General features: G+C 72.9%; 8 protein-coding genes and 2 pseudogenes. 4 read left to right on the plus strand and 6 right to left on the minus strand.

Translation table 11 applies throughout. The features are described from left to right. Positions 1-129: 129 nt before the first annotated feature. From ACFW2Y_RS09105 to ACFW2Y_RS09120, 4 genes and pseudogenes are all read left to right on the plus strand, one after another. A complete protein-coding gene (locus ACFW2Y_RS09105) occupies positions 130-2,544 on the plus strand; it encodes a helix-turn-helix domain-containing protein (protein WP_384875699.1) in 2,415 nt (804 codons plus the stop codon). A gap of 140 nt (positions 2,545-2,684) precedes the next feature. Then, positions 2,685-2,825: a hypothetical protein gene (locus ACFW2Y_RS09110; protein ID WP_384875702.1), complete on the plus strand. Its 141-nt coding sequence runs from the start codon at positions 2,685-2,687 to the stop codon at positions 2,823-2,825. 2 nt (positions 2,826-2,827) lie between these two features. Then, entirely contained in the window at positions 2,828-2,992 is a 165-nt protein-coding gene (locus ACFW2Y_RS09115; RefSeq protein WP_384875704.1) for a hypothetical protein, read from the plus strand. A gap of 487 nt (positions 2,993-3,479) precedes the next feature. Further along, a pseudogene (locus ACFW2Y_RS09120) lies at positions 3,480-4,148 on the plus strand (IS5 family transposase); the annotation flags it as partial. A 71-nt stretch (positions 4,149-4,219) separates the two neighbouring features. Here ACFW2Y_RS09120 and ACFW2Y_RS09125 read toward each other — a convergent pair. The 6 genes and pseudogenes from ACFW2Y_RS09125 to ACFW2Y_RS09150 all read right to left on the minus strand — a co-directional run bounded on the left by ACFW2Y_RS09125 (position 4,220) and on the right by ACFW2Y_RS09150 (position 14,025). Further along, positions 4,220-4,756 (minus strand): annotated as a pseudogene (locus ACFW2Y_RS09125) (hypothetical protein). An 87-nt stretch (positions 4,757-4,843) separates the two neighbouring features. Beyond that, positions 4,844-5,257, minus strand: coding sequence for a hypothetical protein (locus ACFW2Y_RS09130; RefSeq protein WP_384875707.1), 414 nt, complete (start codon positions 5,255-5,257; stop codon positions 4,844-4,846). 345 nt (positions 5,258-5,602) lie between these two features. Then, positions 5,603-6,889, minus strand: a complete 1,287-nt coding sequence (locus ACFW2Y_RS09135) for a TIGR02679 family protein (RefSeq protein WP_384875710.1) — start codon at positions 6,887-6,889, stop codon at positions 5,603-5,605. Further along, positions 6,879-10,982, minus strand: coding sequence for a TIGR02680 family protein (locus ACFW2Y_RS09140; RefSeq protein ID WP_384875712.1), 4,104 nt, complete (start codon positions 10,980-10,982; stop codon positions 6,879-6,881). Before ACFW2Y_RS09140 ends, ACFW2Y_RS09135 begins: the two co-directional genes overlap by 11 nt. Further along, the gene (locus ACFW2Y_RS09145) at positions 10,979-12,505 is read right to left on the minus strand and encodes a TIGR02678 family protein (RefSeq protein WP_384875715.1); all 1,527 of its coding nucleotides are present in this window, start codon (positions 12,503-12,505) and stop codon (positions 10,979-10,981) included. Before ACFW2Y_RS09145 ends, ACFW2Y_RS09140 begins: the two co-directional genes overlap by 4 nt. Beyond that, the gene (locus ACFW2Y_RS09150; protein ID WP_384875718.1) at positions 12,502-14,025 is read right to left on the minus strand and encodes a TIGR02677 family protein; all 1,524 of its coding nucleotides are present in this window, start codon (positions 14,023-14,025) and stop codon (positions 12,502-12,504) included. Before ACFW2Y_RS09150 ends, ACFW2Y_RS09145 begins: the two co-directional genes overlap by 4 nt. Between the last annotated feature and the right edge of the window lie 151 nt (positions 14,026-14,176).

Below are 14,176 nucleotides of genomic sequence, written 5' to 3' on the forward strand. Positions count from 1 at the left end.
GCGCAGCTCAGGGAACAGGCCAGGAGACCGGCCATGCGTGACCGGTCGTCACGCTACGCTCGGGTATGCCGTGGTCGTCCGAGGTGGGAGCCCGAATTGACGGACCAACTGGGTGCGTTACTACTTCAGTTGCGTAAGCGAGCTGGCCTCACGCAGGAACAGCTGGAGGAACGGTCCGGGGTGAGCGTGCGCACCATCCGCAGACTGGAGACCGGCACGTCCGGCAATCACCAGCTGCAGACGGTGAAGCTGCTGGCGCAGGCCCTGGAAGCGGGAGAGGCGGAACGGGGCCGGCTCACGGACCTGCTGGGCCAGGCCCGCAGACCGGAGGAGCCGAGCAGCGCGCCGGCCGCGCCCCCACCCGGACCTGCACCCGCGCCCGCCGCCGCGACGCGACCTGCACCCTCGCTTGCCGCTGCCGCCGACTTGCTGGCCAGTGAGGTCCGGCGCCGACGGCGCCGCGAGGAGGAGCAGCGCCAGGTCCACGACCCGTTCCCGCTACCTGTCCGCTGGCGGCCGGCTCCGAGCGAGTTGACGGACTATCCGGAGAACATCCAGCGACTGCTGCCAGGGACCACGACCGACGGTGTGGACCTGAGCGGTGACGTGCGCAGCGTGGCCGAGACGTATCGGCGCATCAACTCCGGGCGGCTGGTGATTCTCGGCCGCGTGGGCTCGGGGAAGTCGGTCCTGGCCGTCCGCTTCGCCCTCGACCTCCTGGCGTCCCGGGTCCCCTCCGACCGGATCCCGGTGATCGTGAGCCTCGGCTCGTGGGACCCGACCGCCACAGCACTCCGGGATCTGCTGGCGGACCGGCTCCTGCGTGACCACCCGCACCTGGCCCGCAGGATCCCCAACGGGTCGACACAGGCAGCCGCGCTGGTCGACGCCGACCTGATCCTGCCGGTCCTGGACGGGTTCGACGAGATGGCGCCGGGGCTGCGAGGCCGGGCGCTGGAAGAGCTCAACGCGACATCGCTGCCGCTCGTGCTGACCAGCCGTCGGGACGAGTACGCCCAGGCCGTCACCGCGACACGGGCACCACTGGTGTGGGCGGCGGGCATCGAACTCACCGACCTCACCCCGGAGGACCTCGCCGCCTACTTGCCCCGGACCGCCCGGCCCGTCGCCCACGACGGCGGCCGTGGCACGGGCGGAGGCGTGTGGGACGCCGTCCTCGACGAGCTGCGGGCCGGCGGCGACGCGTCGCGGAACAGCGAGACCGCCGCGTGCGCCGCCAGACTCGCCCAGGTCCTGCGCACCCCGTTGATGGTCATCCTCGCCCGGACGATGTACAGCGAGGCGCCCGGAAAGGACCCGGCGGAACTGCTCGACGCCGAACGCTTCCCCACCACGAGTCACCTTGAGGAGCATCTGCTGGCGGGCTTCGTCCCGACGGTCTACCGGCGTCGCGCCCCCGAGCGGACTGACGACGGCCGACGGCAGCCGGACTGGGACGCGGACCGCGCCCAGCACTGGCTCGGCTGTCTCGCCCACAGCCTGGCCCGGGGCGAGCGCGACCAGCAGGACCTCGCCTGGTGGAGGCTCAGCCGCAGCTTGCGGCCCGCGACGCGCACCCTGCACGTCGTACTGACCTCCACGCTGTGCATGTCCATGGCCACCTGGCTCGTGGGGCTGCTCACCCGGTCCTGGCAGGCCGCCGACCCCTGGGGCCCGCGGGCCCTGTTGTTGCAGGGGACGTTCGTCGGACTGCTCGGCGGGACGGCCTTCGGGCTCGTGTACGCCGTGATGACCGCGTTCGACCGGGCAGTCCCCCAGCCGTCCCGGGTACGACTCAGGCTGCCGGCCGCGGACCGTCGGGTTGCCCGCCGGCCGCTCCGCACCTTCACCGCCCGATTCGGGTTCACACTGCTGGGCGGAGCCGTGCTGGGGATCGGGTACGCCTGGGCGGCCGCGCTGCTGCGTTCCCTGGAAAGCGGACTCCCGCTCTCGCACCCGGAGGTGATCCGAGGTGCACTCATCAACATGCTGATCTTCGGGCTGATCTTCGGGCTGTCTGCCGGGCTGGTCTTCGGGCTGCTCGCGGCGTTCGAAGCGCCCATGGACATCACCGCCGCGGCCACGCCGATCCGCCTGCTGTCCGCCAACCGCGCGACAGCGGGCCGCCAACTGCTGGTGCTCGTACCGGCGCTCACCCTCGGGATCGCGCTCTGCGGGAATCTCGTCGTCCACCTGTTCCAGGACCTCCTCGGACCGCTGGTGTGGCGGCCGACGGACGCACTCCTGGTCGGGGCTGCCGGCGGCATGGGCGGCGCCACCGCCTACGTGCTCACCTTCACCGCGTGGGGCCAGTGGCTGACGCTGACCCGGGTCTGGCTGCCGCTGACCGGCAGGCTGCCCTGGAACACGGTCGCCTTCCTGGAGGACGCCTGCCGCCGAGGCGCACTGCGCCAGACCGGCGCCGTCTACCAGTTTCGCCACATCCGGCTGCAACGGCACCTGGCGCAGTCGTTCGGCCCCGGTCACCCGACCACGCCTGCCTCCGACGGGAAGGCGCTGGGAGAGCAGGTCCAGGAGACGTAGAGATGGTCTGGCGCCCGAGTGAGGCGACGAAGTCCCCTGCTCCACGTCGGGATCCGCGAGGCGGCTGACCTCACGAGCGGCTCGCAGGTCATCGTCACCGGCGGCTTCCGGGGCAACAAGCCCAGCCCCACCGGTCCGACGTGGAGAACGAGGTACTGGCCGCCCCGGAGGACGAGCGGAAGCGCCGGCGGGCCAGCACCAAGCCCACCATCCTCCCCTTCGACGCCGCCCGCACCGGCATGACCCGGATCCGCCCGCAACCCTATGGGCGCAGTGCCTAGCGATGCTGCTGCCCGACACCACCCCGTTCGTCGGCGCTGCCGTGATGACGCCGACGCTCGACGCCCCCGACGCGGGCATCTCCCCGGGCGTGCGCGCGAACCCGGCCGACCATGAGCGCGCCGCGGTGGACGAACTGACACGCCGCCTCGAACTCACCGGGATGTGACGCGGTCGCGGCCCCTGACCGAGGCGGCCGCCCTCCGTTTCAGATACGTGCTTTGCGCTGCCTCCGATCTGCACCAACTCACGACCAAGATCGGGACCATGGGCGGGTCAGAGTTCGCCGTCGTCGTCGTCCCAGCCGTGCCTTTGGTCGACCGCTCACGTCATCGTCCGGCGCGCTGTTCCAGTCCGTGGGGACTCCATCCCCTGAGGTACGGCTTGAGTTGAGCTGTTGTCGTTCCGATCTCGAGGGCTGCACGTCGAACGGGAGTCTCGATCGGGTGGTTGCCGCTGACTGCGGGCATGAAGGCAGGGCCTCTTGGTAGCTCGGGGTTGCGAAGCCAACCGAGATCCAGGAGACCCTGTTGCCGCAGTCGTACGTGCTCGCGCCGGTGGAGTTCAACTCGGCTGCACCGACGTGTGATTGTGTCGCTCACCGGTTCGGGAACGCAGCCGATCATCCGGAACGTGTTCGGCGGTATCCCTCGGACATGACGGACGCGGAGTGGGCCGTGGTCCGGCCGTTGCTGCCGGTGCCGGGCTGGCTGCGCGGCCGGGGAGGTCGGCCGGAGGTGTACTGCCACCGGACGATATTGGACGCGGTCCGCTACCTGGTCGACAGCGGCGTCAAGTGGCGTGCCATGCCTGCCGACTTCCCGCCGTGGGACCGCATCTACGCGTTCTTCCGCCGCTGGCGCGACCACTCGCTGGTCCAGGAGTTCCACGACCGGCTGGGATCGGGGATCCGCGAGAGGGAGGGGCGGGACGCGGAGCCGACGGCCGGCGTGATCGACTCGCAGTCCGTCAAGGCGGACGCCGTCGTCGGCTCGGACAGCCGCGGCTTCGACGGCGGCAAGCTGATCAATGGGCGCAAGCGGCACGTCGTGGTCGACACTCTCGGACTGCTGCCGGGGGTGATGGTCACCGCCGCGGACACCGGCGACCGCGCCGCCGCACAGGTCCTGCTTGCACAGGTGGCCGACGCACACCACCGCCTCGACCTGATATGGGCCGACGGCGGCTCCACCGGCAGCCTCGTCGAGTACTGCCTGGCCACGCTCGCCCTGGTCCTCGCGATCGTCAAGCGCAGCGACGACCAGAAGGGGTTCGTGGTGCTGCCCAAGCGGTGGATCGTCGAGCGGTTCTTCGCCCACCTGATGCGCACCCGCCGCCTGGCACGCGACTTCGAGCGCCGCACCACCAGCGCCGAGGCGATGGTCGATGATCCTGCTCATGGCCCGCCGCCTGGCCCGGCCACACCCTGCGCGAGTGTGAACCGGCCTGGCGCGGGCTCGGCCAGCCAGCCCCGCGCGACCAGGCGTTTCGCCCTCGACCGCAGTGCCTCCGCCCGGGCCGGCACCACGTCCATGCCGAACACCGCGGCCATCTCCTGGCAGGTCAGCGGCCCCTGATGGAGCCGGGCACGGTCCGCGAGCGCCTGCAGGATGCGCTGGTAGTCCACCGACAACACCGACCAGGAAAGGCCCTCACGCCACACCGGCACCTACGACTTCGGCTTCGCCGAATCCCGGGGTGCCGACGGCCCACCCACATCCCGCGGATCCGGGAGGTCCTCCGTGTCGGCGGTGCTGCCGCCGTCCGGAGCCAGCACCGCATCGACCCGCCTGCGGGCGATCGCCCATTCCTGCCATTCCTGCTCGGCCGCGGCCAGCTCGGCCTGGATACGGTCGGCCTCCTCACGCAGCCCGTCGACCCGACAGCGAGCTGCGAGCTCACGCTGTTCCAGCAGTCCGACAACCGACGGCATCCGCGACCTCCCGGGGAGCGACGACACGACAGACCACGCCTCCCACGGAATCACCACCCATATGCCCGACCAGCGAAAACGCTGCCCTCAAGTCCGGAAAGACAACAGCTTCTGAGCTTGGCGTTTATCCGTGGCGAGCTTGGCGTTCCTTGATCGACTCAGCGCGTTTGACCGTCTTTCCGACGTCGTGGTGCTTGGCTCGGTGTGTGTTCTTTGAGCCGCGAGTGGGAGGGGACTACGCAACCGGCACACATGGGTGACGCGCAGTTGCTGCTCCTGGTCCCTGGCCCCGCGTCGGCGAACGGACTTCCCCACGCGGGTGATCTCGTACCGCCCGTGGGTGTCCGTGGAGGCGATCAGGAGCAGGTGACAGCCCTTGGACCACAGGTCACGCTGGCGCGTGAACGACCATTCCCAGTCATGCCGTCGGGATTGATGCAACTTCTCCAGGAACTTCAGGTACTCGTCCTCGTATTCACGGCACTTGATGATCGCCACCATGACCATATTCTTGCCGTTCCCTCTGGCAGGCGCGCCTCTTCTCGCCATCTACGCAGCCGGTTTGAGGAACCCGTCGTCCACGTAAGCCAGCTCCCCGTCATTGCGCAGTGCATCGACCGGCTGTCCGTCCAGAAGCGAGTCTTGGGCGCGGCGCTCCCCGGGCGCAGGAGCCACAGACGGTGCTGCCCTTCCGGGGGGTCAGCGGGGGCTGCCTGGAGGGTGACCAGCTCACCCCGCAGGATCCTCCCCGCTCTCGCTCCGGACGCCGGCCCGCACATCGTGACCCACCGAGGGACTGCCCACCACCCCACAACCGGCGCGGTACGCCCCCCACGCCGCCCCGGCTCAGGTACGGGTGAGGTCGGCCAGGAGTGCGGGCAGCAGGCGCTCCTCCATGACGGCGTGGCCCGACTTCTCCATGTCCTGGGCCAGTCGGGGATCCCAGGGGCTGGCTGCGGGGGGTCCGGCCAGGGGGGTGGACTCGCCCTGGCCGAGGGCGTCACGGTAGTCGGCGGCGGTCATGCGCCAGGGGCGGGCCCCGTGGCGTTCCACGGCGGCGGCGGTGATGCGCAGGCCCGCCCAGTCGAAGTCGGCGCGCCAGTGCAGCCGGGCGCCGGCCCGTGCGGCGTCGCCGAGCAGCTTGTGGCAGGCGGCGGACGGTACGCCCTCGGTGCACACGAGGGCTGCGCTCTCGGCTTCGAGTTCGGCGGCGGCCGTGCGCAGGACGGCCGGGTTCTCGCACACGAAGATGTCACGGTCGGCGAGGACGACAGGGTCGGACGCGAGCTGGTGGAGGGTGAGCCGGAACGGGATGCCGAAGTCGGCGGCGTCGCGCAGCCAGTCGCAGACCACTGTGTCGCCCTCGGGCCGGATGCCCAGGACGAGGACCTGGCTGGCGAGGTCGTCGGCGATGGCGCCCGCGCTCTCCCACAGGGCTCGGCGTCCGGACCGGTCGCGCGGGACGTCGCCGCCCGCGTACCGGCCGCCCGCGCGCAGAACGAGAGCGCGCAGGACGAGCTGTTCGAGCGGGGCGCCGGGAACGAGGGCCTTGGTGTCCCCCGTGGCCCATTCGGCGAGGACCGGCAGCGGTACGACGCGGGACGGGTCCCGAGGAAGTCCCTCCAGGACGCGCACCGCCGCGTCGACCAGGGGCGCGTCCCCCCTGCGCAGGAGCCGGGTGAGCGTGCCGTCGGCGGCGAGGCGGTCCAGCCAGGCCGCGAACCAGCCCTCGCCGGCGAGACTGCTGGAGCGGGCGGACGTCAGGGCCTGTTCTCGGCGGGTGTCCTCGTCGGCGCGTTCGGCGGGCCGGTCGCGCAGGGGGCCGTTCAGCCGGCCGAGAGTCTGGAGCAGACCGGTGCCGTACCGGTCGTACAGATAGGCGTCCAGGGCGACGAGGGGTACGGCGAGGCGTTTGACCGTCTCGGGCCGGTAACGGCCGGTGACGCCGATGACGGTGCGGCGCTCGGCCTCGCTGGGGGCGGTGAGGCCGATCTCGCCGTCAAGCGCGCCCGAGGTGCGCTCGAGCCTGCGGCGGGCGGCGGTGAGCAGCCGGGTCCAGCCCTCGCCGCGGAGTTCCTCGTACGGCGGTTCCCCGTGTCGCGTTGTGTCCTGCCCGGGCCGCTCAGTCGACATCGGCGGCCTGCTTCGGCCCCGGTGCGCGGCGGGTGCCTGGCGAGCCGAGGGCGGTGGCGAGGTCTCCGGTGTCGTCGGCGAGCAGCTTCGCGCCGTCCCAGACGAGCAGCAGGGCGGAGACGGTGTGGTCGATCGCCGAGTGCGCGAGGTCGTAGTGGGCTGCGGCGGGAACGGAGGCATGCGCGGCCCACAGATCATAGCCGGTCATGAACAGGTCGAGGTCGAACTGAGCGGCCAGCGACATCAGTTCGCCCCGCCCGGTGTCGTCGACGCCGGCGAACGCCTCGTCGAGGGCGAGCAGCCGTGGGGCGTGCGGATGCGCGGAGTTGAGCATGGCGTGCGCGGCGGCGAACAGCGGCAGGTGCAGGGACACGGACTGCTCGCCGCCGGAGAGGCGGCTGTGCCGGGCGCGGGTGAGCCGCTCCTCGCTCGTGTCGGGGCGTACCAGCTGGAAGGCGAACTGCCGCCAGCGCCGGTAGTCGAGGACCTGGGCCAGCAGTTCGCGGTAGGGCAGGTCGCGGTGGCGGGCGCGGGCGTTCTTGATCTGCGCGGCGAAGTGGGCGCGGATCCGGGCGCGTTCCTCGGGACCGAGCCGGGCGGCGTCCGCGTCGAGGAGGGCGCAGACGGCGCGCTGCTCGTCGTCGAGGTCGTCGGCGAGCAGCCAGCTCACGCCGACCGTCGTGCCGGAGGACATCCGGCGTCGGCGCATGTCGGTGTTCATGCGCCGGATGAGATCGCGGGCGTCGACCGTGCGGTCGTGGATCTGCTGGGCGAGCCGGGTGAGCAGTGCGTCCTCCAGGATGCGCTGCTCGGAGTCGGTGAGCAGTTCGGCCTGGTCGCGGCGGTGCTCGGCGATCTTCCCGGCGAAGGAGACGAGGGGCAGCGGGCCTTCCTCGTCGGCGACGCGGACGACGATGACGCCGTCGGAGCCGTCCCATTCGGGCCGGTAGTCCTGTCCGGCGGCGGCGAGCTGGGCCTGCAGGTCGTCCAGGGCCTTGGTAAGGCGGGTGACGGACTGCTTGACGCTGTTCTCGGTGGGGGTGAGGTCGCGGGTGGCGGCCAGGATCGCCTCGTGGACGGCGACCGCCGGGGAGGGGAGCTCCTCGCCTGCCCAGTCGACCTCCTGGGCCGGCCAGGCGAGGCCTGGCGGGCAGCGCAGGATGTCGAGGAGTTCGCGGGCCGCGTAGGGAGCGAGGCCCCGGGCGGTGTCCTTCTCCTCGGCGGCGGCGACGGCGCGGGCCTCGGACGCCGCGGTACGGCGGGCCTCGGCGGAGGCGGTGGCGGCGATGGCGGCATGGAGGGCGGCGGTTGCCGTCTCGGCTTCCCGGACCGCGCCGTCGATCGCGTCCTCGGCCTCCTGAACCTGGCGCATCACCGTCTGCGCCTCCACGCCGACGGCCTCCTGGAGAGCGTCGAGCCGCGCGGCCTCCTCGGTGTGGCGGCGGCGGGCGGCGCGCTCGGCGTCCAGGGCCGCTTCCTCGTCCTCGGAGGCCGCCCCCAGCCGGTCGGCGGCGGCCTGCGCGGCATCGAGCTGACGGTCGTGTTCGCGGCGGCGTGCGGCGAGTTCGCGTACCGCCGCCTCGAAGGCGCGGGTGGCGGTTTCCACGGCGTCGACGCGCTCGGCCTCGATGCCGTGCTCGGCGGCGGCGCGACGCAGGGCGCGCTCGGCGACCGAGCAGGCGGCCACGGCCTCGTCGTACGCGGTCTGGGCGGTGTCGGATGCTTCGCGGGTGGCGCGCAGGCGGGCGGCGGCCTTGTCGAGTTCGCGCAGCGCGGCGGTGATGCCGGCGGTGCGGGGCAGGGCGGCACGGGCGGCGTCGTACGCCTCCAGAACGGCGTCGGTACGGGCCTGCCCGCGCGCCGACTCCTCCAGCTGGGCGGCGAGTTCGGCGAGGAGGGCCTCGCAGGCGGCGACGCGGGCGGCGCGGCGGCACTCGCGGGCGGTGGCGCCGACGTATTCGGCGTGCTCCTTGGTGTGCGCGCCGACGAGGACGCCGACGGTGTACCGGCCGTCCGGGGCGATCTGCGCGGCGCAGGAGCCGGAGTCGGAGGTGACGGAGACCGAACGCAGTACGGCGATGACGCGCGCGGCGGGGATCGGCGCGCCGTCCTCGGGGCGCAGCAGGTCGGCGAGGCTGGGTCCGTCGACGGGGGTGCGGGCGTGCAGGTAGCCGTCGCTGTGCCCGGCCGCCACGGGGGTGTCCTCGGCGGTGACGAGGGCGTCGAGGAGCCCGGACGCCTCCAGGGCGGCTTCCAGACCGGACCGCTCGCCCTCCGTCAGGTGGTCGGCGAAGTCGACGAGTTGCCACAGCGGCACGCCGGTCTCCCCGGTGCGGTCGGCGGTGCGGCCGCGGGCGGCGGGTGGGGCGTCGTCGTGTTCGGCGGCGATCCGGTCGCGTTCGGCCTCGGTCTCGGCGCGGCGGCGTTCGAGGCCGGTGCGCTGGGCTCGCAGGGCTGCGAGGGTGTCGCGCAGCTCCCGCACGGCGGGGGCGACGACCTCGTTGAAGGTGTCGGCGAGAGTGGCCGCTTCTGCTTCGCCGGTGAGATCGAGGGCTTCGGCAAAACGGTCGGCGGCGCCCTCGGGGAGCAGCGGACCGTGGGCCTGCGTCCACTGGGCCAACGCCGCCAGCGCCTGCGCGCGGGCAGTCTCGACCGCCGACTCGGCGTCGGACTCGGCGCTTTCGGCGCCCGTGACCGCCTCCTGGGCGCGGTCGAAGGCACTCCGGGTCAGAGCGCGGGTCTGCTCGGCGCCGCGGCAGCTCTGCTGAGCGGCGCGTACGGCGCGTACGCCTTCGTACCGGGCGGCGGCGAGCGCGGCGGACCGCTCGGCAAGCCGGGCGGGCTCGGCGTCGGCCGGGGTCCAGCCGATGCCCGCGGTGTGGGCGTGGTCGGCGACCGCGGCGGCGTCGCGGGACACGGCGGCCTCGAGTTCGGCGGTGAGCCGGCCCGCGTGTTCGGCTTCGGCGCGGGCGCGGCCGGTGGCGGCGGTGCGGCGTTCGCGTTCGGCGGCGGCCTGCTGAGCGGTGTGCTCACAGGTGCGCACCAGGCGTTCCAGGTCGGCCAATTGCTCGATGGCCTGGTAGGCGGCGGAAGAGCGCAGCTGGTCGAGGCGGGCGCGCAGGGCGGTGAGCGCGGCGCCGGCGCTCTCGGCGCGGGTCTCGGCGGCGGTCTGCTGTTCCCGGGCCGAGTCGAGATCGGCTGCGGCGGTACGCAGGGCGGTGGTACGGCCGGCGGTCTCGGTGCGGCGGGCGGTGAGCCGGTCGGCGGCCACCCTGGCGTGGACCCGCAGGTAGGTGGAGTAACTGGCGAGGAAGGCCCGGGTGGCGTCGTCGGCGGCGACCAGCCCCTCCAGGGTGCGCTGCACGGACTCCATGTCGTCGAAGGAGCGGGCGGCTTCGGCGATGAGATCGTCGTCGAGAGGGCGCAGGCCCTCGGTGAGGGTGTCGGAGAGCTTGGCCGGGTCGAGGTTCTTGGCGAGCTGCGGGCGGCGCAGGGTGAGGATGAGGGTGAGCAGCTGCTCGTAGCGCTCCCGGCCGAGGCCGAACAGCCGCTGGTCGACGGCGGCGCGGTAGTCGGTCGGGGAGGCGATGAGCTCGTGTCCGAGCTCGGCGGCGAGCTGCTTCTTCGTGAGCGGCCGGTCGTCGTCGGTGAAGAGGGAGAAGTCCTCGCCGACGCGGCCGTCGGTGACGAAGTGCCAGCGGGCGGGGGTGTCCCGGTGGCGCTGGGCGTGCAGGCCGATGCCGCAGGTGACGGCCTCGCCGGTGGCGGGCCGCACGAACTCGATCCAGACGTAGCCGAGTGCGTTGTCCTGCCCGCGGAAGAGCAGGTTGGACTTCATGGTGCGGTCCTCGGCGGCGAAAGGGTTGAGCCGCTTGGGGTCGATACGGCCGTCGAGGACGAACGGGAAGAGGACTTCGAGGGCCTTGGTCTTGCCGGAGCCGTTGGGCCCGCGCAGCACCAGCCAGCCGCCGGCGAAGGAGAACTCCTCGTCCCGGTAGTCCCAGAGGTTGACGATCCCGGCGCGGGTGGGGACGAATCGGATGACCGGGGCGGGATCGGGGGCGTTGGCAGGTGTGGGAGCGGGGATGCTCACGCGGTCGGGTCCTTGAGGGTGTCGTCGGCGAACAGGACTGGCTGCGGTGCGGGTGTGCGGCTGACGGTCTCGCTTCCCTCGCGGGACTTCACCCGGGCGGTGACCCCGCGGTAGCGGGCGAGGAGCGGAAGCGCGAGGACTCCGCCGTCGACACGGGCGATCAGCGACATGGCGGCCAGCAGGTCGAGGACTTGACCGAGCAGCCGGTCCGGGTCCTCGCGCAGGTCGACGGCGAAGCCCTTGCCGTACTCGCCGACGATCTCCTTGAGCCTGCCGCGCAGCCAGGAGTCGGTGACGAAGGGGTAGCGGGTCTCCTCCGGCTCGTCCCGCTTCCGCTCCGCCTCGCGCGTCTCGTACGCCGGTTCCTCTTCGGGTGCGGAAAGTCCGGCGAGCCGGCCGCGCTCCGGGAGGGCGGCGTCGATACGGCGGACACGGCCGGCGAGGCGTTCGGCCGCCGTCGGGGCGGGCAGCAGGTCGAGGGCGTGCCGCCCGGTGCGCTGGGCGGCCGCGCTGATGCGTGCGCCGAGCAGCAGCGCGGCCTGGGCGACGGTGCCACCGCCGGGGAAGCGGATGTCGGACAGCCTGCCGGAGGTGTCGACGAGTGCGACTCCCTCGGCGCGGCGCTCCACGCCGAGGCCGGTGAGGCGCTGAAGGTCCTCGGCGAGTGCGGGGGCCCGCAGCTGGCCGAGCAGCTCGGGGTCGGCGTCGGCGTAGTAGGCGACCGGGTTCTCGAGCACGAGGCGGCGGGCCCGGCGGGCCTGGTCGCGGCGCTGTGCGTGGCGGCCTGTGGCCAGGCCGAGCCCGCCGCCGGAGTCGAGGAGCCCGGTGACCGAGGTCAGGTGCTGCAGGACGCGGGAGGGCTGGTAGACGGCGGTGAGGATCTCGCGGTCGATGTCGTACAGGGCCTCCGCGCGCTCGGGGTCGCCGGCCCAGGCGGTGGCGGAGCCGTCGGCGAGGGCGAGGGCGCCACGTTCGGCGAGCCAGGTGACGGCGTCGACGAAGGCGTCCCGGTCGGCCTTGCGGGCGGTGTCCAGGCCGAGGCCCTCGATGCGTACGGCGTCGGCGGCGACCGCGTCGGCGAGTTCGCCGAGGGCGACCTGTGCGCCGTGGCGGCCGAGGGCGGCGAGAGTGAGGACGAGGTAAGCGTAGCGGCGCCGGTCGAAGGGACGGCCGGCACGGGTGACGGCGGGCCGCGTCGCGTCCAGGTGGTCCTGGGCACGCTGCAGCCGCGCGGTGTCGGCGGTGGTGACGAGCCGGTAGCCAAGGACCTCCATGAGGTCGGTGCGCAGCTGCTCGGCCCAGCGGCGTACGGTGGCGAGGGCCGCCCTGTCCGGGTAGGCGGGGGTGATCAGCGTATGCCGCAGGACCAGCCGAACCGCCTTCTGGTAGTCGGCGAGTTCGAGGGGCGAGACGGTCTCGGCGACGCGTCCGGCCCGCCCACGGCCTTCGGCAGGAGGCGCCCCCGGCCCGCCTGCGCCGGGGGCGGTGGGAGACGGGCGGACGTCTCGTGACGCGGTGCTCATACGGTGACCTCCAGTCGCAGCCCGTCCAGGTGCAGGTCGCCGCGGACGGTGCGGACGGTGGTGGAACCCTCGGCGGGGGTCAGGGTGAGGCGTACGCCGTGGGCGGACCCGGCGGCGGCGGTGACGGTGCGGCTCGCCGGGACGCGGGCGGCGAGCGCCACGTCCATCAGCCCCAGCAGGGCCCGCGTCTCGGCCTCGTCGAGCACCCTGCCGTACACGCCGTCCGACGCCAGGGACACGGCGGCGCGGCGGCGCTCGGCCTGCTCCTTCAGCTGCTCGGCGCGCAGCCGGGCCCGCTGCTCCTCGTTGCGTTCGACGCGGCCGGGGCCCCTGAGCGCCGGGCTGCGGCCAGACTGGACGAGAGTGCGCGCCAGCTCGACCGGTTCGGCCTCCCACCACGACGTACGCCCCGGGATCAGCTCGGGGTCGGTGTACGGGACGGCGATATGGCGGGGCGCGCCGAGCCCGAAGACCGCCTGGAAGAGGGCGTGCGCGTCGTCGTCGCTCTCGCAGGAGGTGAACCACTGGGCGAGGTGGCGCAGTTGACTCTCCCGACTCACCCCGCCGCGGCGGGCCTCGGTGACGCGGCGCAGCAGGGCGAGGACGGAGCGGATGGCGGTGACCGTGGCGTCCTGCAGCCGCTCGGCCTCACTGTGCTCGCGCTCCGCGAACCAGTGGACGATGCCCTGCCACCGCTGCCGCCAGTCGTCGAGGCGTTCGGCGGGGCTGCGGAAGAGGCGCTCGTCGGCCTCTGCAGCATGCTCGACCATCCGGTCGACGCCGGTGGCCGCGGCGTTCTCGGCGGCTTCGGCGAGCAGCGGGGCGTAGCGGCCCAGTTCGGCGGTGAACTCCCGCATGTGCGCGAGCAGGGCGTCCTTGTGGGCGAGGAACACCTCAGGCCGGGTGTCGTTGGTCCGCGCCAGGTCGCCGAGCATCAGATAGAACCGGGCGGCGCGCTGCGCCATCTCACCCAGCACGGAGTCCAGTCGGCCGAGCTTGCGGTACACCTCCTCGGCGTCGCCCGCGGCGTTGGCCTCGGCCAGCGCGTGCAGGTCGGCGAGGATGTCGGGGAAGACCAGACGCGACAGCTGGGCGTCCTCCAGCCGCGCCCCCAGGACGTCCTCCACAGCCCGGTACGCCCGGTATCCGGCCTGGGTGAACTGGTAGACGTAGTGCCGGTTGCGGTACTCGGCCAGGTTCGCGGCGCGCGTCCCGTCGTAGCTGCGGTCCAGGACCCGCCACTCGGCGAGCGCGTCGAGCAGCGGCTGTACGTCGCCGACGGCGGCCGCACCGGGATGGTCCGCGGCGAACCGCTCCAGCAGCCTCGCGGCGTCCGAGGCGTGCAGCAGCACCTGATAGTTGGCCCGTCCCCGGTCGAAGGCACGCAGCAGCCACAGATAGTCGTGGCGCTTGTCGGCGGCGGCGAAGTGGAACAGCCGCAGCCGGTCGTCCAGGGTGAAGGCGTCGATGCCGAAGGCGCCCTCGTCGGCAGCTTCCAGGGCCATGGACTCGTCGGTCACGGATGCGATGGCTCTCTCGTCCGGTCGGCTCGGGTCGGATGCGAACAGCGCCCAGTGTGCCAGTCCGCCGTACGGGTTATCGCCACGCCCGGCACCTTGCACTCCCTGCGCTAGAATGCGCCGCCTTACACCCCCATGACGCCGAGCCTCG

Source organism: Streptomyces sp. NPDC058877 (genome assembly GCF_042742855.1).
GTDB lineage: Bacteria > Actinomycetota > Actinomycetes > Streptomycetales > Streptomycetaceae > Streptomyces.

Coding starts and splice junctions, on each gene's coding strand:
- ACFW2Y_RS09115 (WP_384875704.1), top strand. CDS start 2,828: ATGCTGCTGCCCGACACCACCCCGTTCGTCGGCGCTGCCGTGATGACG.
- ACFW2Y_RS09130 (WP_384875707.1), bottom strand. CDS start 5,257: ATGGTGGCGATCATCAAGTGCCGTGAATACGAGGACGAGTACCTGAAG.
- ACFW2Y_RS09135 (WP_384875710.1), bottom strand. CDS start 6,889: ATGTCGACTGAGCGGCCCGGGCAGGACACAACGCGACACGGGGAACCG.
- ACFW2Y_RS09145 (WP_384875715.1), bottom strand. CDS start 12,505: ATGAGCACCGCGTCACGAGACGTCCGCCCGTCTCCCACCGCCCCCGGC.